This is a genomic window from Sinobaca sp. SA16-1 (assembly GCF_059510515.1).
In genome coordinates this window covers 161378-187632 of record NZ_JCAKFL010000005.1, presented here as the reverse complement: position 1 = coordinate 187632, position 26255 = coordinate 161378, and the positions used below count along the sequence as shown (strand labels likewise).

General features: G+C 46.6%; 19 protein-coding genes and 3 riboswitches. Of the genes, 1 reads left to right on the top strand and 18 read right to left on the bottom strand.

Features of this window, described 5'->3' with window-relative positions; all coding sequences use genetic code 11:
• Window positions 1–66: 66 nt before the first annotated feature.
• Window positions 67–168: riboswitch (purine riboswitch) on the bottom strand.
• An 81-nt stretch (window positions 169–249) separates the two neighbouring features.
• From AC5W2J_RS14985 to AC5W2J_RS14925, 13 genes are all read right to left on the bottom strand, one after another.
• Window positions 250–441, bottom strand: coding sequence for an NETI motif-containing protein (locus tag AC5W2J_RS14985; RefSeq protein ID WP_496060267.1), 192 nt, complete (start codon window positions 439–441; stop codon window positions 250–252).
• Between the two features lie 226 nt (window positions 442–667).
• Complete coding sequence (locus AC5W2J_RS14980) at window positions 668–3490, bottom strand: ATP-binding protein (RefSeq protein WP_496060266.1); 2823 nt, start codon at window positions 3488–3490, stop codon at window positions 668–670.
• A complete protein-coding gene (locus AC5W2J_RS14975; protein WP_496060265.1) occupies window positions 3483–3848 on the bottom strand; it encodes a response regulator in 366 nt (121 codons plus the stop codon). The genes AC5W2J_RS14980 and AC5W2J_RS14975 overlap by 8 nt, the downstream gene beginning before the upstream one ends.
• A gap of 25 nt (window positions 3849–3873) precedes the next feature.
• Window positions 3874–5283, bottom strand: a complete 1410-nt coding sequence (locus tag AC5W2J_RS14970; protein WP_496060264.1) for a glycosyltransferase family 2 protein — start codon at window positions 5281–5283, stop codon at window positions 3874–3876.
• Entirely contained in the window at window positions 5280–6335 is a 1056-nt protein-coding gene (locus tag AC5W2J_RS14965) for a HEAT repeat domain-containing protein (protein ID WP_496060263.1), read from the bottom strand. The genes AC5W2J_RS14970 and AC5W2J_RS14965 overlap by 4 nt, the downstream gene beginning before the upstream one ends.
• Window positions 6336–7940 (bottom strand): diguanylate cyclase, encoded by a 1605-nt coding sequence (locus tag AC5W2J_RS14960; protein ID WP_496060262.1) that lies wholly within the window; start codon window positions 7938–7940, stop codon window positions 6336–6338.
• Window positions 7941–8122: 182 nt separating this feature from the next.
• Window positions 8123–9118 carry an NADPH:quinone oxidoreductase family protein gene (locus AC5W2J_RS14955; protein ID WP_496060261.1) on the bottom strand — a complete coding sequence of 332 codons (996 nt, stop codon included), beginning with the start codon at window positions 9116–9118 and terminating at the stop codon, window positions 8123–8125.
• Between the two features lie 106 nt (window positions 9119–9224).
• Window positions 9225–10538 carry an NCS2 family permease gene (locus AC5W2J_RS14950; RefSeq protein WP_496060260.1) on the bottom strand — a complete coding sequence of 438 codons (1314 nt, stop codon included), beginning with the start codon at window positions 10536–10538 and terminating at the stop codon, window positions 9225–9227.
• Between the two features lie 129 nt (window positions 10539–10667).
• Window positions 10668–10768, bottom strand: a riboswitch (purine riboswitch).
• On the bottom strand, window positions 10761–12299 hold the full coding sequence (guaA, locus tag AC5W2J_RS14945) for a glutamine-hydrolyzing GMP synthase (RefSeq protein WP_496060259.1): 1539 nt from the start codon (window positions 12297–12299) through the stop codon (window positions 10761–10763). It overlaps the preceding riboswitch by 8 nt.
• Before the next feature lie 129 nt (window positions 12300–12428).
• A riboswitch (purine riboswitch) is annotated at window positions 12429–12528 on the bottom strand.
• A gap of 69 nt (window positions 12529–12597) precedes the next feature.
• Complete coding sequence (locus tag AC5W2J_RS14940; RefSeq protein ID WP_496060258.1) at window positions 12598–14721, bottom strand: transglutaminase TgpA family protein; 2124 nt, start codon at window positions 14719–14721, stop codon at window positions 12598–12600.
• A 12-nt stretch (window positions 14722–14733) separates the two neighbouring features.
• Window positions 14734–15930: a DUF58 domain-containing protein gene (locus tag AC5W2J_RS14935; protein ID WP_496060257.1), complete on the bottom strand. Its 1197-nt coding sequence runs from the start codon at window positions 15928–15930 to the stop codon at window positions 14734–14736.
• On the bottom strand, window positions 15927–16892 hold the full coding sequence (locus AC5W2J_RS14930; RefSeq protein WP_496060256.1) for an AAA family ATPase: 966 nt from the start codon (window positions 16890–16892) through the stop codon (window positions 15927–15929). The genes AC5W2J_RS14935 and AC5W2J_RS14930 overlap by 4 nt, the downstream gene beginning before the upstream one ends.
• A 299-nt stretch (window positions 16893–17191) precedes the next feature.
• On the bottom strand, window positions 17192–18547 hold the full coding sequence (locus tag AC5W2J_RS14925; protein WP_496060255.1) for a sodium-dependent transporter: 1356 nt from the start codon (window positions 18545–18547) through the stop codon (window positions 17192–17194).
• A 242-nt stretch (window positions 18548–18789) separates the two neighbouring features.
• On the opposite strand from AC5W2J_RS14925, the gene AC5W2J_RS14920 reads away from it, so the two are divergent.
• Complete coding sequence (locus tag AC5W2J_RS14920) at window positions 18790–19179, top strand: hypothetical protein (protein ID WP_496060254.1); 390 nt, start codon at window positions 18790–18792, stop codon at window positions 19177–19179.
• Between the two features lie 35 nt (window positions 19180–19214).
• On the opposite strand, the gene AC5W2J_RS14915 is transcribed toward AC5W2J_RS14920, so the two are convergent.
• From AC5W2J_RS14915 to AC5W2J_RS14895, 5 genes are all read right to left on the bottom strand, one after another.
• Window positions 19215–20156 (bottom strand): 2-hydroxyacid dehydrogenase, encoded by a 942-nt coding sequence (locus AC5W2J_RS14915; protein WP_496060253.1) that lies wholly within the window; start codon window positions 20154–20156, stop codon window positions 19215–19217.
• A 176-nt stretch (window positions 20157–20332) separates the two neighbouring features.
• Window positions 20333–21340 (bottom strand): TAXI family TRAP transporter solute-binding subunit, encoded by a 1008-nt coding sequence (locus AC5W2J_RS14910; protein WP_496060252.1) that lies wholly within the window; start codon window positions 21338–21340, stop codon window positions 20333–20335.
• 24 nt (window positions 21341–21364) lie between these two features.
• Entirely contained in the window at window positions 21365–22960 is a 1596-nt protein-coding gene (locus AC5W2J_RS14905; RefSeq protein WP_496060251.1) for a long-chain-fatty-acid--CoA ligase, read from the bottom strand.
• 94 nt (window positions 22961–23054) lie between these two features.
• On the bottom strand, window positions 23055–25025 hold the full coding sequence (locus AC5W2J_RS14900) for a TRAP transporter permease (RefSeq protein ID WP_496060250.1): 1971 nt from the start codon (window positions 25023–25025) through the stop codon (window positions 23055–23057).
• A gap of 38 nt (window positions 25026–25063) precedes the next feature.
• Complete coding sequence (locus AC5W2J_RS14895; protein WP_496060249.1) at window positions 25064–26251, bottom strand: thiolase family protein; 1188 nt, start codon at window positions 26249–26251, stop codon at window positions 25064–25066.
• Window positions 26252–26255: the final 4 nt, after the last annotated feature.

Genomic DNA, 26255 nt, shown 5'->3' with positions numbered 1-26255 from the left:
TGACTTTTCTTTATAGAAAGCTGTCAGACGTGCCGGGGCGGAAAGGACACACCACGGACGCAGTGCCGTGGGGCGTTCTTTCCTCATAGTCCGGCGATTTACGGTCACCAGGTAGAAACTTCCGGGCCCTATTCCCGATTTTATATGAGGGTTATATGTCGTTTTCATTCCTCTTACAGCTTAACAAGTTGTCATGAAATCTGTCAACGGAATTCGAACATTATAATTGTATTAAGTTTTAATGTTCGGTTATTGGGGTTTTGCTTCAAAAATGATTTGCTGTTTTAATAATGTATTCTCTTTTTTGCCATTTATGATGGTTTCAGTGAATACTGGTTTTTCTATTCTCCGGACAGGAACAAAGCCTTCCTGCTTTATCCGGTCAAGACAGGCAGCGATCGTTTCTCCGTCCTGCACTTCAAACGTTTTTTTGGCAGCCATACTCTACTCCTATCATCGTATTCCCTTGACCCGGAAGCCGCCGAAAAATGCTTTCGGTTCATGTAAAGTAATGAAGGCTTTGGAATCAGGGTCTTTTACTGGCCGGTAAAGATAATACCTCCCTTTTCTGCTCACTAATTCATTATCGCATATTCATTAGGCCACCGGGAAAGAAAAAACTGCCCTTTCCAGGACAGTTTCAGCTTAAATATTTTCATTTTTTTAACTACTCTTTCGAAAAAGGGACATAGATCTCACCGGCAGGATTTGTTTTTTTCAATAGGTAACGCACCTGTTCGGACAGCTTCTGCGGTGGGTATGGCTTTGTTAAATAGTGGTGCACTTCCAGCTCCTCCATTTTTTCCGTGTCTTCATTTAATGCGGAGGAAACGATGATAGGAATATTTTTCAGATCTTCTCTGGCTTTTATATGCTGAATAAAGGTCCATCCGTCCATCTCATCGCCAAGCATAACATCGACGATAAACACGTCCGGCTTCAGACCGTTGTCAATCGCAGCGAGAGCTGCTTTGGGATTAAAATGAAACGCAACCTCATATTTGGCATGGCGCAGTTCCTCTGATAACAGCAGGCCGAGGCTTCTGTCATCCTCCAATACAAGTGCGGTTAATGTAGAATCCGAATGCGGATACTGAAGCAGTTCCTCCCCATCAAGTGCTGGAAGGTGAAAAGTGAACGTACTGCCCTTTCCTTCTTCAGAACTCACTATAATTTTACCATTATGGTCTTCGAGTATTTTTTTACAGACCGCAAGTCCCAGACCGGTTCCACGGATTTTCTGACGCTTTTCGCCTTCCACCCGGTGGAATTTACTGAAAAGCTTCGGCAGTTCTTTTTCCGGAATGCCGAGCCCCTGGTCTGTGACTGATACTGTGACATTGTCCTGGAAATTCTGCATACTGATCGTGATCGTACCGCCATTCGGTGAGAATTTGACGGCATTACTGATCAGGTTGGTCATAACCTGTACAAGCTTATCCTCATCTGCAAAGATTTTCCCGGAGTGCAGCTTATCTTCAATGACAAAAGAATGCTCCGGCTGGCCGGGTTCCATCGTATGCACGACGTTCATCACAATTTCAGCTGCATCCACCCGTTCTTTATCATATGTTTCTTTGCCGGATTCCATCCGCTGCAGATCCAGAAAATCGTTGATCAAATGCGTCAGGCGGTTGCCTTCTTTGTGAATCGTTTCAATATATTTCCGCTGTTTTTCCGGCTTTAATTCTTTCATCAGCATAAGTTCAGCAAAACCAAGAATACTCGACAACGGTGTTCGCAGCTCATGGCTGACCGTGCTGACAAGGTCTGACTTCATTTTGTCGAGCTCGTAGCTTCTCGTATGATCCCGGTGGACGAAAATAGTACCCTGGAGCTTTCCATCACTGAACAGCTGCTCTCCATACACTTCATACACACGGACATCCTCACCATCGTGAACATGATAATATACTCTATCGATATTCGGTTTTTCTCCTTCACGATAGGAATAAAAGTAAGCTTCCAGCATGGAACGATCTTCTTCCGCAGCATGCGCAAGCAGGCTTGATGTCCATTTTTCAAAGGAGGGCTGCTGGGAATTCTCCAGGCCGCACTTTCCTGCGATCTGATCCATTTTACTGTTGCTGTGAATCATCTTTCCCTTTTCATCAATAAACTGAATACCTTCGTTTACATTATTAATAATCGCCTGGTACAAAGCGCTGTCTTTTTCGGTCGTTTCATGAAGAATAATCCGTTCAAAAGAAATTTTGGACTGGCTCAGCAGACCGAACATGGCATGCTGCTCTTCCTTTGAAAACGGACGACCGATTCGGTTCATACAGCAGACTCCAATTAAATGCTCCCCTTCGGAAAAAATAGGCATATACAGTTCGTACAGATCCCGTTTCTCCTCTGAGAGCCCCTGCTCTGATAAATCCGCCTGCACCTTTACCATATGAGGTGCCTTTGTTTCATACGTAATCATTGCAGGCGTTTCTTCAATATGCTCCGTTATCCATTTTACTCTGGCATCGCTCATTCCAAGGCTTGCTGTCATCCATTCCGGCTGCATGGTCAAAATCACTGCTTTTTCAAATGGAAACAGCTCTTGAAAATGCGTAAGGATCGTCTGAAGCAGTTCTTTTTTCTCGGATACAGCGGACAGGGAGGAATTAAATTCATTCATATGATGCAGCCGTGCCCGCTGGAGTTCTAATTCTCCCTGCTGGGATTCAAGCTCCTCGTTGCGGTCGGTCAGCATTTCCTGATTGTTCTGGATGCTTGCAGCCATCTGGGAAAACGTCCGGCTGAGCGATCCCATTTCATCTTTACGTTTTGTATATTTCAGATCAACGTCTTCTCCGGCTTCAATCCTGTCAGCTGACTCCTCTAAATTCTGGAGTGGTCTGGTTAACCAGTATAATAACGTCCAGACACTCACCCCGAGCACAAGAAGAATAAGGAAGAAATAAAGCAGGATGGAATTATTGGCCTGGATCGTAGAGGCAAAATAATCATCGTTTGCAGCAGCACGATCGCTTTCAATAGCGTTGTACTCCTCCGTTGTCTGGGCAATAATATTATTAGCCTGTTCGTTGATTTCTCCTGAAGTAATCTCGTCTATTTCTTCTCCGTCATTCTGGATCTGCTCCACTACCTGCGGAATCCACTCCTGCGAATACTGTGTAAAAAATACATCGAGTTCTTCACTAAATGCTTCATTTTTGCGTTCGCTGTCCAGCGCCTCATACTCTCCGAGAATAGATTCCAGCTTTGTTATTTCAGTGTTCAGGTTCTCAAGGATAGCTTCATCCTGATAGATATAAAACCCTCTTCCTTGAATGATCACCTGCTGGAGTGTCGTTTCTATATCAAATAACAGGCCGTCGAGCTCTCGGAGTTCCACTGACTCGCTTCGAATGTCTTCCTGCTCCCCGCTGATCTGATTTAATTGGACAACAGCACCGGCTCCGACGAGAAGAAGCAGGCACACGAAGATTAATAAAAACCTGCGGTGTGCCTTTTCCAGAATATATTTAATCATCAAGAAGATCCTCCACCACGCTTACAAGAAGGGCGGGGCTGAAAGGCTTTGTTAAAAACTCTGTCGCTCCCGCCTTCAAAGCGCTTTCTCTATCGGATTCCTGGCTTTTAGCCGTAAGCATCAGGCTTTTCATCTGCTTCAGCCGCCCGCGCTCCTTTAAATTACTAAGTACTTCCACTCCGTTATAACCCGGCATCATATAATCTACAATTAACAGGTCATATTCTTTCTCGGAAGCCATTTGGAGAGCTTCCGTACCATTTTCTGCTTCTTCTATGTTATATGCTTCGTCTTCAAGCGTGTCGACGATGAGCATTCTCAGCACATCTTCGTCATCGGCTACTAATATTTGTTTCATAAATCCCGCCCTTCTTTTCGCCATGTTAAGACGAAATTCCTTTTCTTTCCGCTTTTGACCAGTCTTTGCTGCGCCGGATAGCTTTCCAAATCCCTTCCACACGCCAGACGACTGTAAGCGGGCGGTACCAGAAAGATTCTGTCCATGCATACCAGAACAGCCTGTCTAAATCTTTTACATTGGTGTGCTTTCCATTGCCCTGCTCTTCCAGGAGCACAGAGGTAACAGAAAGCAGCGATCCCATAATAACCATTAAGGAAAATAGGATAACGGCAAATACCGTGTTGATTTCCCCAAAAAATAACGCCCAAAACAAGAGGGCATAACCCAACAATTCAAGAACCGGTCCGCACCATTCAATAAGGAAAAATACCGGCAGACCGATCCATCCAAGCGCTCCGTATTTCTTACGGAAAAACATGCTTTTATGAATCCAGAATGTTTCGGTAAGTCCCTGGTGCCATCGTCTCCGCTGTTTTCGAAGAACTGCTGCGGTTTCCGGCGCCTCTGTCCAGCAGACGGGATCAGGTATGTAGGATATTTTTGATTTTCTGTTGTTCTCTCTTGCCGTTCGGTGCATCCGGACGACAAGCTCCATGTCTTCCCCCACGGTATCGGTACGGTAGCCTCCGGCTGCAATGACGGCACTTTTTTCGAACAGGCCGAAAGCACCTGATACAATCAGCAGAATATTAAAATGACTCATCCCAAGGCGCCCGATGAGAAAGGCCCGGAAATATTCAATCACCTGCATAATGACGATCGGGCGTCTGGATACCGATACATTCATAATTTCGCCCCGCTCGATGGAAGAGGAATTGGCAATACGGATACTTCCGCCAACGGCTATTACTTCGCCATTCCCGTTAATTATCGGCTGTACCGCTTTAATTAAAGCATCGCGCTCCAGCACGGAATCAGCATCTATAGAACAGACGTAAGGATAATTCGATGCATTGATCCCTGCGTTTAATGCATCTGCCTTGCCCCCATTTTCTTTGTCAATAAGGTACACATTAGGATGTATCTCTGATTGGTAGACTGCTTTTACAGGCTTGGAGGGCACATAACGGCGGACGACCTGCTCTACTTTTTTCATGCGGAACGCATCAATCGCTGTATGCAGCATGTTATCGGTGGAGCCATCATTTATTATAATAATTTCAAAAGCCTGATAACGAAGACCCAGCAGGGATTTCACCGTTCCCTCCACTGACACCTCTTCATTGTATCCCGGCACGAGGATCGAAACCGGAGGGATATCATCGGCTTGAAGCCTGTCCTGATAAGGTTCTGTTTCATGAATGCCCTCTGTTTTTTTCATGTCACGCATGGCCGTTATTGCTGTAACGATATACCATACAAGCACAAGAACGGTGTAGCTGATAAAACCGAGAACGAGTATGAAAAAAATAACATTCAACACACCTGTCATACTACTTCTCCTTTCATCGTATCCAGCCATTGCCTTGCCATGTCCCTGGCAAAAGGATCATTGCTCGCGTGCTGGATAAAAAGAAGTTCTTCCTCTCCGTTTGGGTGATCGCTGAGTGCCTCTCCTGCATAATATCGGACCCACCAGGAAGAATCTTTAATCAATTCCCGAATGAAATCCTGCACTCCGCGGGAATGGCTGATTTTCCAGAGCCTGGCGGCCATCATTCGCTCCGGCCAGTACTCGGATGCCGCTATAGCGGCAGGAATAATGGTATCGGGTACGATACCGAGTTTTTCAAATCCTTTGTAGGCCTGCAGGCGCACTTCCAGATTTTCATCTTCTGCTGCCTTTTCAAATAATGAAATCGTGTTCCAGTCCCCTTTTTGGGCTGCGATAGACAGTACCGACTCCCTCACTTCCTGATTGGGGTGAGCTGCCAGTCTTTCCATCCATTGCGAAAAGACATCGTCATCCAGTCGGCGGATAACCTCTTTATATAAATAAGGCGGCTCCGCGGACTCTTCATGAAAAAACTGTTCCATAAATACCGGGGATTCAAGAACAGCCAGGGTCCGGGACGCCTGTGGATGCAGATCAGCGTTATTTCTATCTTCTTCATACAGTGTTAATACTTCCGGCTCCAACTCTGTTAAATGAAAATTCTCAATAAAGTATAACGCATTCAGCCGGTCGCTTATCTTTCTCGAACGCAGCTGGTTTCGGTAGGTTTCTGTCAGTTCTCCGGCAGCAAGCGTATAGATGCCTGCCATCGTGTGTTCATCATTCATCCAGTTCATATATTCAAGCAGCACATCCTGAACTGCTGTCTGCGACGTTTCTGTTCGTAATTCCGGCATCCGCGGCTCCCATTTTGTTTCTCCTTCAAGCGCCGCGGCTACAGCCGGACGGATCTCCTTTTTTATCCGTTCCAGGTGTTTTTCTTTTTTAAACCGCTGTACTTTAATACTCCGTAAATATAAATAAAAACATATAAGGCTTATCAAAAAAACAAGGAGCACAATGAGCAGCGTCAGTATAAACGGCCCCATTTATAGTATCCTCTGAATAAACCGCCGGGATCTGGCCAGCAGCTCTTCTACTTTAAAAGGCTTTATTAAATAGTCATCTGCACCAAGCTCCAGTGCACGAATGACGTCTTTTTCTGCTTTACTTCCCGTCAGCATCAATACGACAATATCAGAAGCCGGAAAGTTTTTGCGGAGGTTTGTCAGCACTTCAAATCCATTCATTCTCGGCATTGTTACGTCCAGAATAATAAAAAATTTCTGGGAGCGCTTGTACCAGTCATCTTCCAGAAAACTTTCTCCTTCGCGGTAATAGGTAACATTGATGCTGTATTTAGGCAGTTCCATCCGCTGAAAACGGTTCAGCAGAAACCCGCCCATCACTTCATCGTCATCCACAATAATAATATTCATCGGCATTTTACGGACTACTTCATTCCCCCGCTGATACGCCCGTATTCGGTTTCTTCCTTCTTCTTTGGCTGTTGCCAGCGCCCGGTCACATTCCTTAAGCAGAACGTCCAGGGAACCGGTGTCGGGCGTTACCGTAGAGATACCGGCAGAAAACGTCAGCGTCATGTCATCAAGAAAGTCGATCACCATTTCGGAATAATTCTTACACCAGCGTTCGGCTGCTTTTACCGCCTGCTCTTTGCCGGTATTTGGAAGAACAACCAGAAATTCTTCTCCGCCAAGACGGATCAGCATATCCTGCGGACGTTTCTGCTGGTCCAGAAAAGCGGCAAACTGCTTTAACACTTTATCGCCGCGGTCGTGGCCAAACGTATCGTTCACTGCTTTAAAGTGATCGAGATCCAACAGAACACCGGAGAATTCTGCTCCTTCTCTTCGATAGGCACCGAAGAAACGGTCACTGGCTGTTTCGAGTATTTTACGGTTAAACACACCGGTCAGCTCGTCAATCGTTATGGCGTTTTGGATTCGTTTTTTGCGGGCGAGCTGGTTGGCTAAAATATGTTTTAACTCACGGATGTCAAACGGTTTTTGCAGAACAAAGGAAGCCCCGTGCTTGTAGGCTTCATATTTTGTTTCAGAGCTGGCATCTGACGTCACCGCGATAACCGGTGTTACGAGCGCTTCAGCAATCTGTGAAACCGTATTTAACAAATAAAATCCATCCTGCTTATCAGGCACAAAAATATCTACAAGCAGGCAGTCGGGATGGTAATGATGATACATTTCAAGGGCTTTCTTTTTATCAGGGGCCAGCAGTACGAGATACCCTTCTTCCTGAAACTGATCTTTTATGTAATTAGCAAAATCTATATCGTCGTCTACGAGCAGCAGAAGCGGTCCATGGCTGGGTTCCTCTTTTACGGACACCAGGGCTGCTGGGACTTCGTTTTTTTCTTCTTCAAATGTCTGGATAAGCGGCGCCAGAAACTCCGAAAGCTTTTCAATGCTCCACCTTGCTTCCTTATTATCATTCAGTTTTTCCATTTTTTCCTCTGAAACAGCGGACAGTTCATTGAGCCCAAGCGTTCCGCCTGTCCCTTTGAGCGTGTGGAGCCAGCGGTATATTTCATCGTTTTCAACGGTGTCCCGCATTTGAAACGCCTGCCACGTCTGCCGTGTCTTTTTTAAAAACAGTGCTTGATAATTCTCCATTACCTTCCTCCCGAACCAAGTCCTTATACAATAATTTACAATTTGCTGTGACTATTACTCTATTATATCTGAATTTAGTTCTCCTGTAGAGTAATTAATTGGTAAAAAGACAGGTCCGGGAGTATAGCCTTATAATATAAAAAAAGCGCCCATAAAATATTATGGACGCTTTCTGACTAATCTTATGAAAAAGTAACCACTTTTCTGCCGCGGATTTTCCCGGAAATAATTTGTTCCAATGTTTCCGGAAGTTCATTAAGAGTAATATCACTGCCAATTTCTGATAGTAAATCTTCTGTTTTTAAATCAGCTGCCAGGCGGTTCCATACTTCCCTGCGCCGTTCCATCGGGCAGTTTACCGAATCAATCCCGACGAGGTTAATACCCCGGAGAATAAACGGAAAGACGGTAGTTGGTACTTTCGTTCCGGCGGTAAGTCCGCTTACGGCCACCGATCCCCCGTACTGCAGGCAGCTTAAAATGTAGGAAAGGGTTTCGCCGCCGACCGGGTCGACCGCCCCCGCAAATCGTTCTTTATCGATCGGCCTGATTTTTTCAGGCACCAGGTCTTCTCTTGCAATAATTTCTTTTACACCGAGCTTTTTTAAATAATCGTGCTCGTCGCTTTTTCCTGTACTCGCCGCTACGTCGTATCCTAGTTTGGAAAGCATGGCAGCCGCCATGCTGCCGACACCGCCCGTCGCTCCCGTTACGAGAATGGTTCCTTTATCAGGCGTAACGCCCTCTTCCTGCAGCCTCATGACAGAAAGTGCGGCTGTAAATCCGGCGGTTCCATAAATCATAGCTTCTTTCAGCGACAGGCCGTCCGGCAGGGGTACGACCCATTCGGAAGGAACTCTTGCATATTCACTATACCCTCCGTAGTGGGAGACACCTAGTTCATAGCTTGTAACGATGACTTCCTGGCCTTTTGAAAAAGCCGGGTCACTCGATTCCTCGATCTTACCGGACAAATCAATTCCCGGTACCATCGGATATGCATTAACGATGTTGCCATTTTCCATAGCAGCCATCCCATCTTTAAAGTTCACGCTGGAATAGTGGACTTTTATCAATACATCACCCGATGGCAGATCTTTCTCGGAAAGCTGCTGAATATCTTTTGATACGTGGCCGTCTTCTGTCTGGTCGACGACCAGGGCTTTAAATGAGTTCATTTTTGTTTCCTCCTTTGGCTGGTTGATGCTTTCTCCGCTTCTATTCCCTGAGAAAATCGTTTCTAATCAAAAAAAGCACGCTTCCAGTGGAAGCATGCTTTTTCATTTATTCACCGAGAAAGGCGAAGTAAGCAATAAATACAAAGAACAAAACGTACATAATGGGATTGATTTCCCGGCCGCGTCCTTTAACGAGCATTGTAATCGGATAAAAGATGAAACCGATGGCAATACCTGTTGCAATACTGTAGGTCAGCGGCATCGCTACTACAGTTAAAAAGGCGGGAAGTGCAATTTCAAGTTTGTTCCATTCTATTAACCGGAGCGATGAGGCCATCAGCACCCCGACAATAATAAGGGCCGGCGCCGTTACCGTCTCGGTGACGACCACAAGCAGCGGCGAGAAGAACATAGCCGCTAAAAACAGCATAGCCGTCACGACGGAAGTAAAACCGGTACGTCCGCCTGCGGCCACTCCTGCCGAGGATTCAATATACGCGGTCGTTGTAGATGTACCAAGAATAGCTCCAATAGACGTTGCAGAAGAATCGGCAAGCAGCGCGCGTCCGGCACGCGGCAGTTTATTGTCTTTTACATAGCCTGCCTGATTGGCTACCGCATATAAGGTTCCCGCCGTATCAAAGAAATCCACGAACAGAAACGTTAAAATGACGATAATCAATTGTACAGTCAGCTGGGTTGTCCATTCCACTTCTCCTAAAATGCTGAAAGCAGATCCGAAAGTCGGCGCAAGACTAGGGACAGCTCCTACAATGCCTGAAGGCAGTTCGATAAGACCGAAAATAATACCGGTAACCGCCGTAATCAGCATCCCGTAGAAAATCCCGCCATGGATGCCCTTTACCATCAATATTGCCGTGACGATCAGTCCAAAGCTTGCCAGCAGCGTCAGCGGGGAAGTAATCGAGCCGAGCCCGACGAGGGTGGCTTCATCCCCTACTACAATACCGGCGCCTTTAAGGCCGATAAAAGCAATAAAGAGGCCGATACCTGCCGCTACCGCATATTTTAGTTCTGCCGGTATCGCATTAATTACTTTTTCTCTTACCCCCAACAGCGTAATGCAGATAAAAATGATACCCGACATAAATACGCCAAACAGCGCAAGCTCCCATGGAATGCCAAGCCCGATGACCACCGTGTAGGCAAAGAACGCGTTGAGCCCCATTCCCGGCGCAAGCGCAATCGGATACTTTGCAATAATTCCCATGATCAGTGTACCGACCGCAGCGGACAACGCTGTTGCCGTAAACACAGCACCCTGGTCCATACCCGCATCTGATAAAATCAACGGATTGACAAACAGGATGTACGCCATGGAAAGAAAGGTGGTTAACCCCGCCAGGCTTTCTTTTTTTAACGTAGTGCCCTGTTTCGCAAATTCAAAATATCGATTCATTTTCTATACCCCTTATTCTCTGTTTCCGCATGCGAGCGGTTTTATATAGTAAAGAAAAAACTCCGGCAGAGGAACCCTCTGCCGGAGCTGGACATAGAAAAAGACAGCGCAGAAAAAGCGGATCGCTCCGCTTGCTGCTGTCCCTTTCGTAGCCAAGCTGTTCATGGCAGCTGGTAGAAACCTGCGGGCCTTATTCCCGCAATTATACGAAAAGAAGATGAATTATTCCCACTCGATAGTGGAAGGCGGCTTAGATGTTACGTCGTACACGACGCGGTTTACGTGCGCTACCTCATTTACAATACGGGTGGATATTTTCTCGAGCACATCATATGGAATACGGGCCCAGTCTGATGTCATGCCGTCAATAGAAGTTACTGCACGGATCCCTACTGTATAATCGTAGGTTCTCGCGTCTCCCATAACGCCGACACTTCTCATGTTGGGAAGTGCGGTAAAGTACTGCCAGATTTCACGGTCCAGTCCGGCCAGTTTGATTTCCTCGCGGAGAATCGCATCGGAATCTCTGACGATCGTAAGCTTTTCATCCGTTATTTCTCCAAGGACGCGGATACCAAGGCCCGGTCCCGGGAAGGGCTGTCTCCAGACAATTTCTTCAGGCACGCCAAGCTCTTCACCGAGCTTACGCACTTCATCTTTAAACAATGTTTTTAACGGTTCGATTAATTCAAAGTGCATATCTTCCGGAAGGCCGCCGACATTGTGATGGGACTTAATCGTCTGGGCTGTGTCCGTGCCGCTTTCAATAATATCTGTATATAACGTTCCCTGCGCAAGGAAATCCATATTTTCCAGTTTCCCGGCTTCTTCTTCAAACAGGTAGATAAATTCGTTGCCGATGATTTTCCGCTTCTGTTCTGGATCGGATACGCCGTCCAGCTTGCCGAGAAAGCGGTCTTTGGCTTCAATTTTAATAATGTTCATGGAGAACTCGCCAGCAAATGTTTCCATCACGCTGTCCGCCTCTCCTTTTCGAAGAAGGCCGTGGTCGATAAACATGCACGTCAGCTGATCACCGATCGCCTGGTGAATCAATGCCGCTACGATGGAAGAATCCACGCCTCCGCTGAGAGCGCACAGTACATTCTTGTCTCCTACCTGCTCACGGATGATATCCACCTGCTCTTCCACGAAGTTTGCCATGGACCATTCACCGTGGGCGCCGCAGATTTCAAAAGCAAAATTCTTGAGGATGTCGTCGCCGAACTGGGTGTTGCGCACTTCCGGATGAAACTGTACGCCGTACATTTTCCGGTCGGCATCGCTCATTCCGGCTACCGGACATGACGGATTGACAGCGTCCACTACAAATCCTTCCGGCGGAGCCAGGATCAAATCGCCGTGGCTCATCCAAACGGACTGCTCTTTCGGAAGATCATGATAAAGGGAAGATCCGTTCTGAACGGTAATCATCGCTTTGCCGTACTCTCTGTGATGAGCCGCTTCCACTTTCCCTCCGAAATGATGAGTCATCAGCTGCATACCGTAGCAGATCCCAAGAATCGGAATCCCCATATCGAATATGGCCGGATCGCAGCTCGGCGCTCCTTCGACATACGCGCTGTTCGGCCCTCCGGAGAAAATAATACCCTTCGGATTGAGTTCTTTCAGTTCGTCTGCTGTGATTTTGTTGGAATGCAGTTCACTGTACACCCCTAAATCTCTTATTCTTCTTGTAATCAGCTGGTTGTACTGGCCTCCAAAATCGAGAACCACAATTGTTTCATGTTCTAATTCCACACCTGCCACCCCATTTTCTATTAGTACAATGCATCAAGACATTCTTAAAGCATAAAAAAATCCGTAACACCCCTTCATTATACATAGAAAACGAAGGCAGTCTTACGGATAGCGGAGCAGTAGCTGCTCTTCTATAAAGACGGCCTTCGTAGTCCAGTCATTAAGGTGCCCGGGTAGATACTCCCGGACCAATTACCGGGGATATACGAAGTATTTATTGTTTGTAATACGGTTCGGCTGCAAGCCGCTGCGTACGATGAAAACATGCCTTTCATTTTATCAGCAGCCTTACAAGCGGTCAAGGCGTTATTCGATGAACCATTTCTTTCCATGTGCTGTTTGCTTTTTCAATGTCCGCCAGTTCCGCCTGTCCCCCATAATAATATTTTTCGAATTCCCGGGTTAAAAATCCCATATCATCTGTCTGGTAATGGTGGTCCATTCGTTTGGCATACTCACGCAACGTCTCACTGTCTTCTTTTTTCCAGCCGGCATAGCCGAGAAGCCAGAGCAGCGAATAGAAAGATTTCACAAAGGTGCCGGTATCATCCACGTGCCGGTATTTCGCTAATAAATAAGCCGTAATTAATTTCCTGCGAAATACAAATCCCAGCACAGCAGCAATCCCAGCCAGGAGGAAGAAAGGCCAGACCGGCATCATAAACGAATCCCCGGCTGCCTCTTCCCGATCCTCCTGCTCATCCTGCTCTTCTAATTCCTCGTGATCTTCTTCTTCCTCCGGTGTTTCCGCTTCCGCTTCTTCCCCGTCAGCAAATTCATAGTCTGCTTCTGCGTCAAATCCGCGGGTCGGTTCAAATGGAACCCATCCCGTTCCCGGAAAGTATACTTCCACCCAGGAATGGGCATTGGCATTTGTTACTTCGTAGACTGATTCATCTTCCGAGGACTCCACTACTTCCCCGCTCGTATAGCCTTTCACCCAGCGGGTTGGGATATCGAGAGTCCGGAGCATGACGGCCATAGAAGTAGAAAAGTTATCGCAGTACCCGATCTGTGTTTCAAATAAAAATTGTTCCACATAGTCCGTGCCTTCATCCGGTACCGCTACATCCTGGGTATTATACGCAAAATCCGGGCCGCGCAGATAGTTTTCTACGGCTTTCACCTGGTCATACCGGTTATCTTCTTCTGCCGTCAATTCCTCTGCCAGTTCTCCGACGGAATCCGGAAGGTCAGCCGGGGTCTGCAGAAACGCCTCATCCACATCGTCCTCATCATCTTCGGTTACCTGCCTCATTTCCTCTACCGGAAATGAAGCTTCCTCGTAAACTACGTCATAGGAGGAGAGCGGAAAGCTTTCTCCGTTCCGGCTTGCGTCTGCCCGGCCGGTATAGCGGTCAACGGAGAAAGATACCTCTTCTTCGGGAGCGTTTATCTCTTCAGCCGACCCCGGATAAAAAGCAAAATCATTGGTCCGCCCTTCTGCCATCGTAACGCTCATCTGCTGTTCTTCTGTCGGTGCTGCGTCATCATAAAAAGAGCTGGCAAGCGTTCCTTCCGCAGAAGTAGAAGTTTCCCAGCCGAGGCCGGTGTATTCGTCTTTTGATTCACCCCGCCAGTAGCCGCTTCCGGTTCCAACAGCTGTAAACACCGGACTGTCATCCATTTCAAAACCGCCGCCGAGGCGTTCATCGTTGGCACCGTATCCAATCCGCTGTGTTCCGCTTCTATCTTCCGTGTCTCCGTCCACGCCGGTTCTTGCCTGAAGAAACGGCACAGGATCCGCCCACTGCGGCTCTGATTTTGGCGCGGCAATACCGATACCGGCCGCGGTTACAAGGACCGCCAGCGTAAGCGCCGCCCAGCGGAGCCAGACTTTTCCTCTTTTTTCCCCTGGAAAGTATTCCGAAAGACGATCCCACTGCAGAAGAGCCAGCAGAACAAACCCAACTGCAAAAATGCGGATAATGGCACCACTCCCATTATAAGGAAGGAAAGTGTCCATAATACCTATATAAATTATCGTGAACACAAAAAAGAATAAAATACGTTTGGCCTGAATCACCCAAAAATAAACGAGGTAGCTCATTAACGCAAGCAGCAGCAGAAACAAAAAGGTCCGGAATGGATCTGTCAGTGCCTGCCACTGCCCATTGAGCATCGTCTCGGTGTTTACCGAAAGCTCATTCGAAAAATTGAGCCACCATGCCGGACTCAAAAAGCTTGTTTCAAAAAACACGGCGTGAAGCGCGTATAAAATACTGCCTCCAATAAGCATCAGATGCAGCCACCACGGAAATCGAAAAAACGTAACAATAAAGAAAAAAGCCGAAGCGGCCATAAACATTGGAACAAATCCTGTATCGGATATTTCAGGAAGGGGAAGCAGCCATTCCATTAACAGAATGTATCCGAGTACATACATAGCAAACATCTTTGGTGTTCGTTCGGAAAGATTCATGCACTTCCCCCTTTATATGAGTTTAATCTCGTCCGCCCGGGGACGCGCAATAAGGACACGCATCCCTTGTTTTCTAAGACTCGTTAACATATCACGGCTTTCCTCTGTACCAGCGATGCTTGTTTCCACAAGACAGATCGTCACTTCGCGGCCGTACCATAAAAAGGACTGCAGCTCTTCTATTCTTTCAGAAGTCAAAGAAGACGTAACGAATAACAAAGCGTTGGAGGAAGGAACCTTTTTAAAGAAAGGGGCACCGCCTTTTTTACCTGATTCGATACGGGCTACAGCAAGCCTTTCGTACATGGCTTTAAAATGAGACATTCCTCCGGCTTCCTCCATGGCGGCATTCGGCTCGGAAGAAAACGCCAGGCCGAGGGAAATGCCTCTGCTCCGGTTTTCATCTGCTAACGCAGCCGCGCATTCAATAACGAATTCAAATGCCTCCTCGTCTTTCTCCTGAAGCATATTTTCAACAATCAGCAGGTAACCCTGTCCTTTCTGGGATTCAAACTCTTTTGTAACAAGCTTTCCTCCCCTGGCTGTTGCTTTCCAGTCAATGCTTGTCATCCGGTCCCCCGGCACGTATTCTCTTGCACCTGCGATGGAATAAGCTTCCTCAGTTGTGCGGCGGGATACCGCGACATCATCGGACTGTTCATCGGACGACGGCTTCCATCCCAGCAGCGGCTTTATTTTCGGAAGAACAAGAAGATTGCTTTTTACCGGGCTTTCATAATCCTTCGTGAAAAAGCCGAACAAGTCGCCGGCCTGCAGATGAATCTGCTTAAACCGGTACTCCCCACGGCGTACACCTTTTACATCGTACTCGTAGGAGACTGTTTTTGCCATGGAAAAAAAATAAATGGTGCCGGAGGGCTTGCCCGTCCCTTCCAATCCGTAAGGCACGTGATCCCATATGCTGATAAATACGAGCGGAAAGGCAAATCGTTTCGTCATCGTCAGCTTCACAGTAATCTGTTCCCCGTGGGCCAGTGTTTTTTTGCTGCACATCCGGTCTATATCAATCCACCGCAGCGGAAACAGCACAAACAGGAGGTTAAATAAAATAACCGTTAAAATGCTGTAAAACAAAAACCACGACACAAAGCCGCCCTGAAACATAGCGTACGCATATAAAGCTCCTGCCAGCACAAGCACAAACAGAAGCTTTGCATATTTAATTACTCCATACCAGACATTCGTCATTTATTTACCGTTTCCGAAGATGACGTTGGAACACGGAGCTTGGAAAGAATATCCTTAATAACATCGGCTCCCTGCCTGTCCATGACCTGCAGGTCAGACCGCAGCATCATCCGGTGCACAAGTGCATAAGGAGCCAGGTATTTCACATCATCCGGCACGACGAAGTCCCGGCCCTGGAGATAGGCATAGGCCTGCGATGCTTTCATCAAAGCGATCGATCCCCGCGGGCTTACGCCAAGGTACACTTCCGGGTGCTCTCTCGTTTCCCTTACCAGATTAACAATATACTGCTTGATCGATTGATCCACGAACACCCGGCCTGCTGCATGCTGCATGGAAAGAATTTCTTCCAGCGACAGTACGTGGTCCAACTCTTCGATTGGATGGCGCTGTTCTACTCTATTTAATACCTCAAGCTCTTCGCTGCCTGAAGGATAGCCCATTCTCATTTTTAAAAGAAAACGGTCAAGCTGCGCTTCCGGCAGGGGATAAGTACCTCCGTGTTCAATTGGGTTCTGCGTAGCCATAACAAAAAAAGGCTCATGGAGCTTTCTTGTTTTTCCATCCACCGTTACGCTGCTTTCTTCCAGGGCCTCCAAAAGAGCCGATTGGGTTTTTGGCGAGGTCCGGTTTATTTCATCCGCCAGTACGACATGGCTCATAATTGGTCCCGAACGAAACTCAAATTCCATCGTTTTTTGATTATAAATAGATACCCCCGTCACGTCCGACGGGAGCAGATCCGGTGTAAATTGAATACGCTTGAATTCGGCACCGATCGAGCGTGCAATAGCACGTACCATCATGGTTTTGCCGACTCCCGGTACATCTTCAAGCAGAACATGTCCTTTAGCTAATAAAGCCGTTAAGCTGAGTTCAATTTCTTCTCTTTTCCCAACGACGACCCGTTCTATGTTTTCCATTACTCTATTTAAGGCGGCGCGCTCTACTGTCACGTTCATTCCCCCAATACTTTACAGCTTCATTTATTATCCTGTATGCTCTTTTATAATATCACAGATACGGTTTCCAGAGATAGAATCACCCTGATACGGCACTTGTTTCAGACTACGGATGAGAGGGAATATTATTCTAGCTGCAGCATACATTTTGTACAAGGCTGAAAGGAGTGATTCGATGATCCGGGGATGCCTTACTTTTATAGGAGCCTGCGTCGTAATAGGGATTATTCTTTTAATAATTCTTTTATAGAACGAAAAAAAAAGAAGCCGTCTCGCATTTCGAGACGGCTTCTTTTTTTTTAAAATAATCCGATGGAACTAAGGAAAATCAGCAAAATCGCAATTGGTGCAATAAAGCGCAGAATAAACAGCCAGATGTACCCAATCGTCGTCTGTCCGAAATCGGATTCGCGCAGTGCATCCACCGTCTTCCAACCCCAGCCTACAAACAAAGCAATAACCAGGCCGCCGAGCGGAAGGAAGATGTTAGAAGCAATAAAGTCGATTGAGTCCAAAATGCCATTTTCTCCAATAATGGTTACATTTGACCAGGGGCCAAAGCCGAGGGAAGAAGGAATACCAATGAAGAAAATAATTGTTCCAATAACAAGAGCGGCACGCACCCGGCTCCAATTGAACTTTCGCATGAAAAAGGCTACAGCGACTTCCAAAATGGAAATAGCGGAAGAAAGAGCTGCCGCGGCCAGCAGAAAGAAGAAACCGAGCCCGACAATTCCACCGGCTGCAATGTTATTGAATATATCAGGAAGAACCATAAATACCAGTCCCGGCCCCGAACTCGGATCAATGCCAAAAGCGAACACGGCCGGGAAGATCATGACACCCGCCAGAATCGCAAAGCCCGTATCCAGTCCGGCTACGCTGAAAGCAGCGCCCGGGAGCTGTTCTTTTTTGGAAAGATAGCTTCCGTAAGTAATCATCGTCCCCATACCCAGACTTAAAGAGAAAAACGCCTGGCCGAGTGCTGCAAGGTAAACCGCCGGATCAGAGAAAGCCGACCAGTCCGGTGTAAACAGGAAGGACAGTCCTTCCGAAGCGCCTCCGAGCGTCAGGCTGTACCCGGCTAACACAATTAACAGAACCCCAAGAAGCGGCATGAGAATTTTATTGGAAAGCTCTATGCCCTTTTTTACTCCAAGCATAACGATAATGATAACGAGTGCCATGAAAAGGAAATGCCAGAGAATTGACTGCGAAAAGCTGCCGGTAAAAGATACAAAATAACCTTCGTACCCTTCAGCCGGGGCACTCCAGAAGCTGCCGTTCAAATACTGAACAAAGTAGTGCATGATCCAGCCGGATATAACGGCGTAAAAGGACAAAATCATAAATGCTGCAGTTACACCCAAAAGCCCGGCATACCGCCATGCACCTCCGGAAGATAATGATTCAAACGACCCAACAACGTCCTGCTGGGAGCGCCTGCCGATAGTGAATTCGGCCATAATGATCGGGATACCGATAATCAAAATACATAAAAGATAAATCAGAAGAAAGGCGCCTCCGCCATTTTCTCCGGCTACATAGGAAAAACGCCATATGTTGCCCAGCCCGACAGCCGATCCCATTGCTGCCAGAATAAATCCGGTCCTCGAAGCCCACTGCTCCCGAGGTTTGTTAGTATGTAGTGCCACCGTCATCTACTCCCCTTTTTGTATGTGCCCTATTGAGAACCTGCTTCATCTCATTAACGCATTTTATCTTTCCTATATTAAAGCATTAGAGCGCCTTTTTCAGCAATTATTCAAAATAATTTTCTGATTTTTTACGTTTTTATCCAACTATTTTTCCCTTTTAGATACTTTGTACCCATGACTTTATTATATTTTATTGTATACTTTGAGAAAAGATAAATGTTTGGAATAGGAGGAATATTATGGAATTCGGTACAATAGATCCTTCTGCATTGAAGCTCGCTGAACGTTATGTACTTTGCAGACTGCTGCTTGATACAGAACCGAAACCTGTCTCCGCTGCCCTGTCCCCGACGTCTTTTTCTTATTTAACCAACAGCAAATCAGCCTTCCAGCCTATGCTCGAGCGCGACACTTTAGAACTGAAACGGACACTCGATCATTTACAGATTGCTGTAATTATTGACAACCATGTAATCAGGCGGGCTCTGCTGTTTACTGTTGTGTACCGTGAATGCGAAGAAAAAATTATTATGCAGCATGAGATATTAAAGCAGAAGCTGGCTGAACTCGCCAGCTACTACACCCAGGGAAATAACGGCTTTTTTGTCAACCTGCATTCAACTTCCTGATATTTGTAATTCTAAAAAAACCGGCCGCCGGCAATTCATTCTTCTATTTTATGCTCCGGCACCTTTCCTGCAAGAGCGGCCGCACATTGTTCGGCTGCATCCTGGTACATGGCTTCTCTTGTCTCCCTGGTAGCAGATCCAATATGCGGAAGCGTGATGGCAGAGTCCAGGGCAAGCAGCGGATTATTGGGATCGATCGGCTCCTGTTCATACACATCTATGCCGGCTGCCAGAATTTCTTTTGTTTCCAGCGCTTCTATAAGATCTTCTTCCTTTACGACGGCTCCACGGGCAGCATTCAAAAAGACTGCTGTCTTTTTCATTTTCTGAAAATGTTCTTTTTGAATAAAGTGTCTCGTATCTTTCGTCAAGGGAGTCATAACAAGTACAAAATCGGATACTTTCAGCAGCTGATCAAGATCAGCATATTCAGCGTCCACGTTCTCTTTTTCGCGCCGGTTATGATACAGCACGTTCATATGAAAGCCGGCAGAAGCTCTTCTGGCCACTTCTTCGCCGATCTTCCCCATTCCGATAATACCGAGCGTCTTATGGTGTACATTCACTCCAAAAAAAGAATCGTCGCGTTTGTCTTTCCAGCGTCCTTCTTTGACGCCTTTGTCTGCCTGCGGGATTCTTCGGGCCGCAGCAAGCATCATTCCCATAATAGTATCTGCGACAGTATCAATAAGTACGTAAGGTGTATTGGTGGCCATAATGCCTCTTGCGGTAAGAGCCGGTATGTCTAAATTATCGTAGCCCGTGGAGACGTTGCTGACTACTTTCAGGCGTGGCGCTTTTTCCAGCAGTTTCTCGTTAACCGGATAGCCCGCTCCAATTAAACCATCCGCTTCCGGAAGCGCTTCGAGGAATGCTTTCTCGTCTTCATGAGCAGGATGTACTTTTACTTCTGCATGTTTTTCCAAATAAGCCAGAACATGTTCCGGCGGCTTCGTATACGCTACAATTGTCGGCATTTTGTTTTCTCTCCTTTTTTCTGCTTGCTATAGCACACTTTCCATAACCAGCTTCTCTATTCCTGCTTTTTAGGTTATCTATTTAAGAACTTAGTACTATCTGTGCTTCAACAAAAACAGCCTTCCTTATGAAAAAGAGGAAGGCTGTGCTTATGAAAAACAGTGCTGCAAGTTATTTACTCGTCCACTACGCCTTCTTCCTCATAATACTGTCTTGCTCCTGCATGAATATTTTCTTCCGGATTCACAAGACCGTGGTAGCCGGTTTCGACATCAAAATATTCTCCGCGGTTCGGCTGTTCTTCTACAAACCGGTCCTCGTTTTCCCAGAGCGATCGTGTTAATTCGTACACTGTTTCATCGTCTACTTCGTCATGAACGATGAGCATTGCCATCGTCGATACTGTCGGCGCGTCTTCTTCCTGGTTCGAATAGGATCCGGCTGGAATACTCATATCTATATCATATCCATAGTCCCCTGCTCCCAGCTCTTCCAAAGCGTCATCCGGGATAGGCAGCGGCTTAATAGCATTAGTGGAGTCTAGTTCATTCAACCCTGTAACGTAGGGAGATCCTCCCTGCACTACCATATCGATGCCGCCATCTCTCATTTGATTATTGGCATCCCCATAGCCATTGTACGTTACGCTTCCTCCATTCGCTTCAATATCTTCAATGGTGTACCCCATAGCTTCAAACACTCTTTCTGCTGTCTGCGAACTGGCATCTTCGGCCTGGCCGGGTACAATGTCTGCTCCGCCTTCGAGCGCTTCTTCAATGGAATTATATGGACTGCTGTCCAGCACAGCAAAGTTCCAAAGAGTCGGGTACAAAACAGCGATTCCCTTAATATTTTCCTGTGGATCTCCTTCAAATGCCCCTCTTCCTTCGACAGCATCAGCGAAATCAGAGGCAAAAGCCATTCCTGTTTTCATTTCAGAACCATCATTGACATCCCGAATATTGCTGATGGCACCGCCTTCAACGACCGTTACGCTGGCTCCTTCAATATCGTCCATCCATATGTCCGTCATCAGTGTAGATAACGGGTACCATCCGGAGGCAGTCGGCCCGGATATATGGGAATGCATTAAATCATCGCCTCCGGTTTCGCCTCCGCCGCCTCCACAGCCTGCGAGTACCGCTATTCCTGTCATTCCAATAAAGTATCTCCATTTTTTCATGTCATTTTCCCCATTTCCTTATTTTTATATATTCTGCTTTTCCTCACTCAGCCTGCGCCGCAGTATTTTCCCTACGCTGGTTCGGGGAAGGCTTTCTCTAATTTCAATTTTTGCCGGTACTTTATATACGGCTACATATTCTTTTAACCACTCTCTTAACTCTTCAGGGGTCGTCTGCGCGTCTTTTGTTAACGTCACGGCGGCATATACGGTTTCTCCTCTGTACGTATCAGGTACTCCAAATACGACTGCCTCCTTTATTTGAGAATGAGTGTATAACACCTGCTCAATTTCTACAGGATAAATATTGTAACCGCTTGCAATAATCAGTTCTTTTTTTCTTCCAACTATATAAAAATAACCCTCTTCATCCATTCTGGCTAAGTCGCCGGTATACAGCCATCCATTTCGTAAAGCCTGTTTTGTTTCTTCTTCTCTGTTCCAATAACCCTTCATCACCTGGGGCCCTTTTATGATAAGCTCTCCTACGTCTCCGGCAGCTACCTCCGTTTGTTCATCTTCCCGGCTGACAATCATACAGTCTGTATTCGGAATGGGAATCCCTATACTTCCTATTTTTCTTTTGCCGCTCGCAGGATTCCGATGCGTCGTCGGCGATGTTTCAGACAAGCCGTACCCTTCCAGAATAACGGCACCCGTTTTATCCTGGAACTGTTCCATTACTTCTACAGGCATCGGCGCCGATCCGCACATACACAGTTTCAATGACTGCATCGTTTCCGGTACAGCAAGAGGATGCTGAAGAATAGCAATATATACTGTTGGAACAGCTGAAAACAACGTTGGTTTTTCTTTTTTGATAAGCTTTAAAAAGGATTCCGTTTGATACCTCGGCACACATATAACGGCGGAACCTCTGAAAATACCAAGCAGCAAAACAGCTGTCATCCCATATACGTGATAAAAAGGACTCACTCCAAGCAGCTTTTCCTTTTCCGTGCTGATATTTTTAACTGTAAAATGAACATTTTGATATACATTGGAGAAAATATTTTGATGGGTCAGCATCACCGCTTTCGGCAGTCCCGTGGTTCCTCCTGTATACTGCAGGACGGCTGTTTTGGTGTCCGGATTATATACCGGCGGATCCGATAATGGCCCCTTCCCCTGCTCTATTAAACGTTCAAGACTTGCAAAACCTGCTGTGCTGCTTTTTGAAAGGACACATTTTGTTACTAAACCAGCGGATGCTTCCACGATTTTCTTCTCCTGGTCCGCCGTTCCAAATGCCCATTCAGGCTCAGCATCTTTAAATATCCCGGCTGTTTCAGCTCTTGTATAAAGAGGATTCACCTGGACCACAGTCCCTCCTGCATAGAGCACAGCAAAATAGGTGACTATGTATTCTTTTGTATTGAGGAAAAGAAGAGCAGCCCTGTCTCCTTCTTTAAATCCTATTTTCTGCAGACTGTCCGCCAGATCAATGACGTTTTGATAAAGAGTTCCATACGTCCAGCGAACACCTTCTTCGATTACTGCCTCTTTTTGTGGATATTGAAAAGCAGATTCTTCCAATATCGAAAAAAGTGACTTTTTTGGAATCTCAATCTCATATTCCACATCGTCCGGATAATAGGCTAACCAGGGTTTTGTTCTCATTTGTCTGCTCCTTTCCTGTATTACTGCGGGAATCCCTTTCATTTCCCAGGATTCCCGCCTTTCCGTGCCGATACTATCCAATTGTTAATAAAGATCAGTAAGAAGCACGCTTTTCTTCTGAATGAATGATTGTCTTTTCTGTTCTATTTGGCCATTGAATAACAAGAATTCCGACAAACAGGACAACACCAATTACATCTGTAATCGGGTCGAGTACGACCAGCAGCACAGCTGAGGTCAGAAACACCAACCGCTGCCATAAAGACGCATGGGTCACAGCATGCCCTTGAATGAAGCAGGCAAAAGCCAGAAGACCTATAGTAGCCGTCGTGATTCCCAGAATAATCGTCAGCACCGTGTCTCCTTCGAGCAGAAGGGTAGGGTTATAAATAAACATGTACGGCAGAAGAAAAGCTGCAATGCCTATTCTTAACGATTGAAAGGAAGTCTGCATCGGCTGTCCGCCTGCAATACCTGCTGTAATATAAGAGGTGATAGCGACTGGCGGCGTAATACCTGAAAATATTCCAAAGTAGAAAACAAACAGATGTGCTGCCAGCACCGGCACGCCAATCTGTGTAAGACTTCCTACTGCAACAGTCGCAAGAATGACGTAAGCCGAAACTGTCGGCATCCCCATTCCTAAAATAATTGAAGCTACCATTATCATTAAAAGCATAGGAAGCAGTTCTCCACCGGAAAGATCAACCGCCATTCTGGAAAACCTTGTGCCCAGGCCGGTCATTATAACCGAACCGGTGATGATCCCCGCTCCCGCACATGCCATAACAGTCGAAATCGAATTCTGAATACCTGTTTCTATGGCCCCAAGCATTTTTAAAAACGACAGCCTTGTTTCTTTGCGGATTAAACTGATGAGAAGAAGGGATATGATAGCCCACATTCCAGCCCGCATGGGACTGTAACCCTGTACCATCATCACGATAATCAGCACCAAAGGAAGGATTAAATAGCCTCTTTTCAAGACCACATTCCAAAAATTAGGAAGCTGCTCTTTCGACATTCCTTCAAGCCCCTGTTTTCTGGCCTGCAGATAAATCATGACACTTGCCATGAAAAAATATAAAACAGCTGGTACAAGTGCATAACCGGCGATTTGAATAAAAGGAATGCCGGTGTATTCTGCCATAATAAAAGCGGCTGCCCCCATAATCGGCGGCATGATCTGCCCACCCTGAGAGGCTACTGCCTCTACTCCGCCTGCGAAGTTTCGGGAATAGCCCACTTTTCTCATCAGCGGAATCGTAAACGGTCCCGTCATTGTTGCATTGGCTACACCATTTCCTGTAATGGTTCCCATCATTCCGCTCGACAGCACGGAAGCAAGTGCAGGGCCGCCGCGAATTCGTCCGGTCAGGGAAAAAGCAAAATCAATAAAAAACTGGCCGGCTCCTGTCCGCAGCAGGATGGAAGCAAACAGCAAAAACATAATAAGAACGGTGGAAGCAATATAAATAGGATCAGAAAAGATACCATTTGTAGAAATAAACATCGTATTGATTAAACGATCGGTTCCAAAACCCGGGTGTCCGGCAAGGCCGGGAAACCACGGTCCAATAAATACATAAGCGATAAAAAACAAAGTGATGGCAGCCATGGCTGTACCAATCGTCCGCCTTACACCTTCTACAATCAATCCCATCATGAGAAATCCTGCTGTGATGTCATACCATTGCATGGAACTGCCTCTAAACGTAATATCCGGGTAGGCCAAAAACGTAAAGATGACCAGCATACCGGATAAAATAAGCGGTACGATGTCAAACAGAGGATGCATTCCTTTTCTGTCTTTTTTGAAAGGTACATAGCTAAAGCACAACAACAGTGCAATAGAGGTAAAAACCGCTCTGTGCTGCCAGGCAGGCATCCCGCCAAAAGCAGCCGAATAAACAACGTAAACAGCAAGCCCTATACTGACGGCTGATAAAAACAGGCGCCAGATCCGAAAGAGAGAAGTCCATTCTGTTTGTTTATCCAACGCTTTTTCCAGGTTGCTTCTTTCTTTTTCCGGTGTATCCAAATCTATTTTTTCATGAGAAGCCATTTTATTCCCCCCTCTATGCCTGTGCTATCTTGCTTTTTTTATATACTTTCAACCATCATTGCCATTCCCTGGCCGCCGCCTACACATAATGTAGCTATTCCTAAACGCTGTTCACTACGCTTCAGCTCATGAATCAAAGTAGTTAGAATCCTGGCGCCTGTCGCTCCCAGAGGGTGTCCAAGAGCTATCGCTCCACCATTAACATTTACTTTTTCCGGCGGGAGATTTAATTCTTTCATTACAGCAAGAGCCTGGGAGGCAAATGCTTCATTTAACTCAACCCGGCCTACCTGATCGAGTGATCTGCCTGTCTTTTTTAATAACTGCTGTACAGCCGGTACGGGTCCTATCCCCATGATTTCCGGGCTTACCCCTACTGCGGTCCAGTCAATAATTTTAGCCGTCGGTTTTAACCCTAGTTCTTTTGCCTTGGACTCTTTCATCATAATCAGGGCAGATGCGCCATCGTTTCTTCCACAGGCATTTCCCGCAGTCACCGTTCCTTCTTTCCTAAAGGCCGGCCGGAGCTTTTCCAATGCTTCCGCAGTAGTGGATGGCCTTGGATGCTCGTCTTTATTAAAGATCAGAGTGCTTTTCTTGTTCGGGACTTCCACCGCTGTGATCTCTTCTTGAAATATATCTTTTTCCTGGGCTGCGGCTGCTCTCCGCTGGCTTTCCAGCGAGAACGCATCCTGTTCTTTGCGGCTGATATGATAACGCTCCGCTACATTCTCCGCGGTCATTCCCATTCCTAAATCCGGACCGTATGTTTCCATAGGCTGCTGTCCATTTTCTGAATTCGGATCCACTAAAGCAGGGGGCCCGTCTCCAAATCTGGCCTTGCGAAGGTAATGAGGCGCATCGCTCATGTTTTCCGTACCGCCGGCTGCCACTATTTCGGCGTGCCCGGTCATAAGCTGCTGTACGCCGGAGCCCACGGCCTGCATGGAAGAGGCGCACAATCTGTTGATTGTAAATGCCGGCGCTTCCACCGGAATGCCTGCACGCAGGGCGGCTACTCTTGCCACGTTGGAAGATTTCGTCGTCTGCCTCACTTCTCCCATAATTACTTCGTCTACTAATTCTGGTGTTAAAGAAGCTCTGTTCAACGCTTCTTTAATAACAATAGAAGCTAAATACCCCGAGTCGAGAGACTTCAGAGAGCCTCCATATCTTCCTATGGCGGTTCTTACAGAACTGACTATTACTACTGGATCATTTCTCATTCTA

Excerpts from the sequence above, each read along its gene's own strand:
- AC5W2J_RS14910 (WP_496060252.1), bottom strand. The coding sequence starts at position 21,340 with ATGAAAAAATGGAGATACTTTATTGGAATGACAGGAATAGCGGTACTC.
- AC5W2J_RS14980 (WP_496060266.1), bottom strand. The coding sequence starts at position 3,490 with ATGATTAAATATATTCTGGAAAAGGCACACCGCAGGTTTTTATTAATC.
- AC5W2J_RS14905 (WP_496060251.1), bottom strand. The coding sequence starts at position 22,960 with ATGAGAACAAAACCCTGGTTAGCCTATTATCCGGACGATGTGGAATAT.
- AC5W2J_RS14895 (WP_496060249.1), bottom strand. The coding sequence starts at position 26,251 with ATGAGAAATGATCCAGTAGTAATAGTCAGTTCTGTAAGAACCGCCATA.
- AC5W2J_RS14930 (WP_496060256.1), bottom strand. The coding sequence starts at position 16,892 with ATGAACGTGACAGTAGAGCGCGCCGCCTTAAATAGAGTAATGGAAAAC.
- AC5W2J_RS14985 (WP_496060267.1), bottom strand. The coding sequence starts at position 441 with ATGGCTGCCAAAAAAACGTTTGAAGTGCAGGACGGAGAAACGATCGCT.
- AC5W2J_RS14915 (WP_496060253.1), bottom strand. The coding sequence starts at position 20,156 with ATGCCGACAATTGTAGCGTATACGAAGCCGCCGGAACATGTTCTGGCT.
- AC5W2J_RS14935 (WP_496060257.1), bottom strand. The coding sequence starts at position 15,930 with ATGACGAATGTCTGGTATGGAGTAATTAAATATGCAAAGCTTCTGTTT.
- AC5W2J_RS14955 (WP_496060261.1), bottom strand. The coding sequence starts at position 9,118 with ATGAACTCATTTAAAGCCCTGGTCGTCGACCAGACAGAAGACGGCCAC.
- AC5W2J_RS14960 (WP_496060262.1), bottom strand. The coding sequence starts at position 7,940 with ATGGAGAATTATCAAGCACTGTTTTTAAAAAAGACACGGCAGACGTGG.
- AC5W2J_RS14940 (WP_496060258.1), bottom strand. The coding sequence starts at position 14,721 with ATGAATCTTTCCGAACGAACACCAAAGATGTTTGCTATGTATGTACTC.
- AC5W2J_RS14920 (WP_496060254.1), top strand. The coding sequence starts at position 18,790 with ATGGAATTCGGTACAATAGATCCTTCTGCATTGAAGCTCGCTGAACGT.
- AC5W2J_RS14965 (WP_496060263.1), bottom strand. The coding sequence starts at position 6,335 with ATGGGGCCGTTTATACTGACGCTGCTCATTGTGCTCCTTGTTTTTTTG.
- AC5W2J_RS14975 (WP_496060265.1), bottom strand. The coding sequence starts at position 3,848 with ATGAAACAAATATTAGTAGCCGATGACGAAGATGTGCTGAGAATGCTC.
- AC5W2J_RS14970 (WP_496060264.1), bottom strand. The coding sequence starts at position 5,283 with ATGACAGGTGTGTTGAATGTTATTTTTTTCATACTCGTTCTCGGTTTT.
- AC5W2J_RS14950 (WP_496060260.1), bottom strand. The coding sequence starts at position 10,538 with ATGAATCGATATTTTGAATTTGCGAAACAGGGCACTACGTTAAAAAAA.
- AC5W2J_RS14900 (WP_496060250.1), bottom strand. The coding sequence starts at position 25,025 with ATGGCTTCTCATGAAAAAATAGATTTGGATACACCGGAAAAAGAAAGA.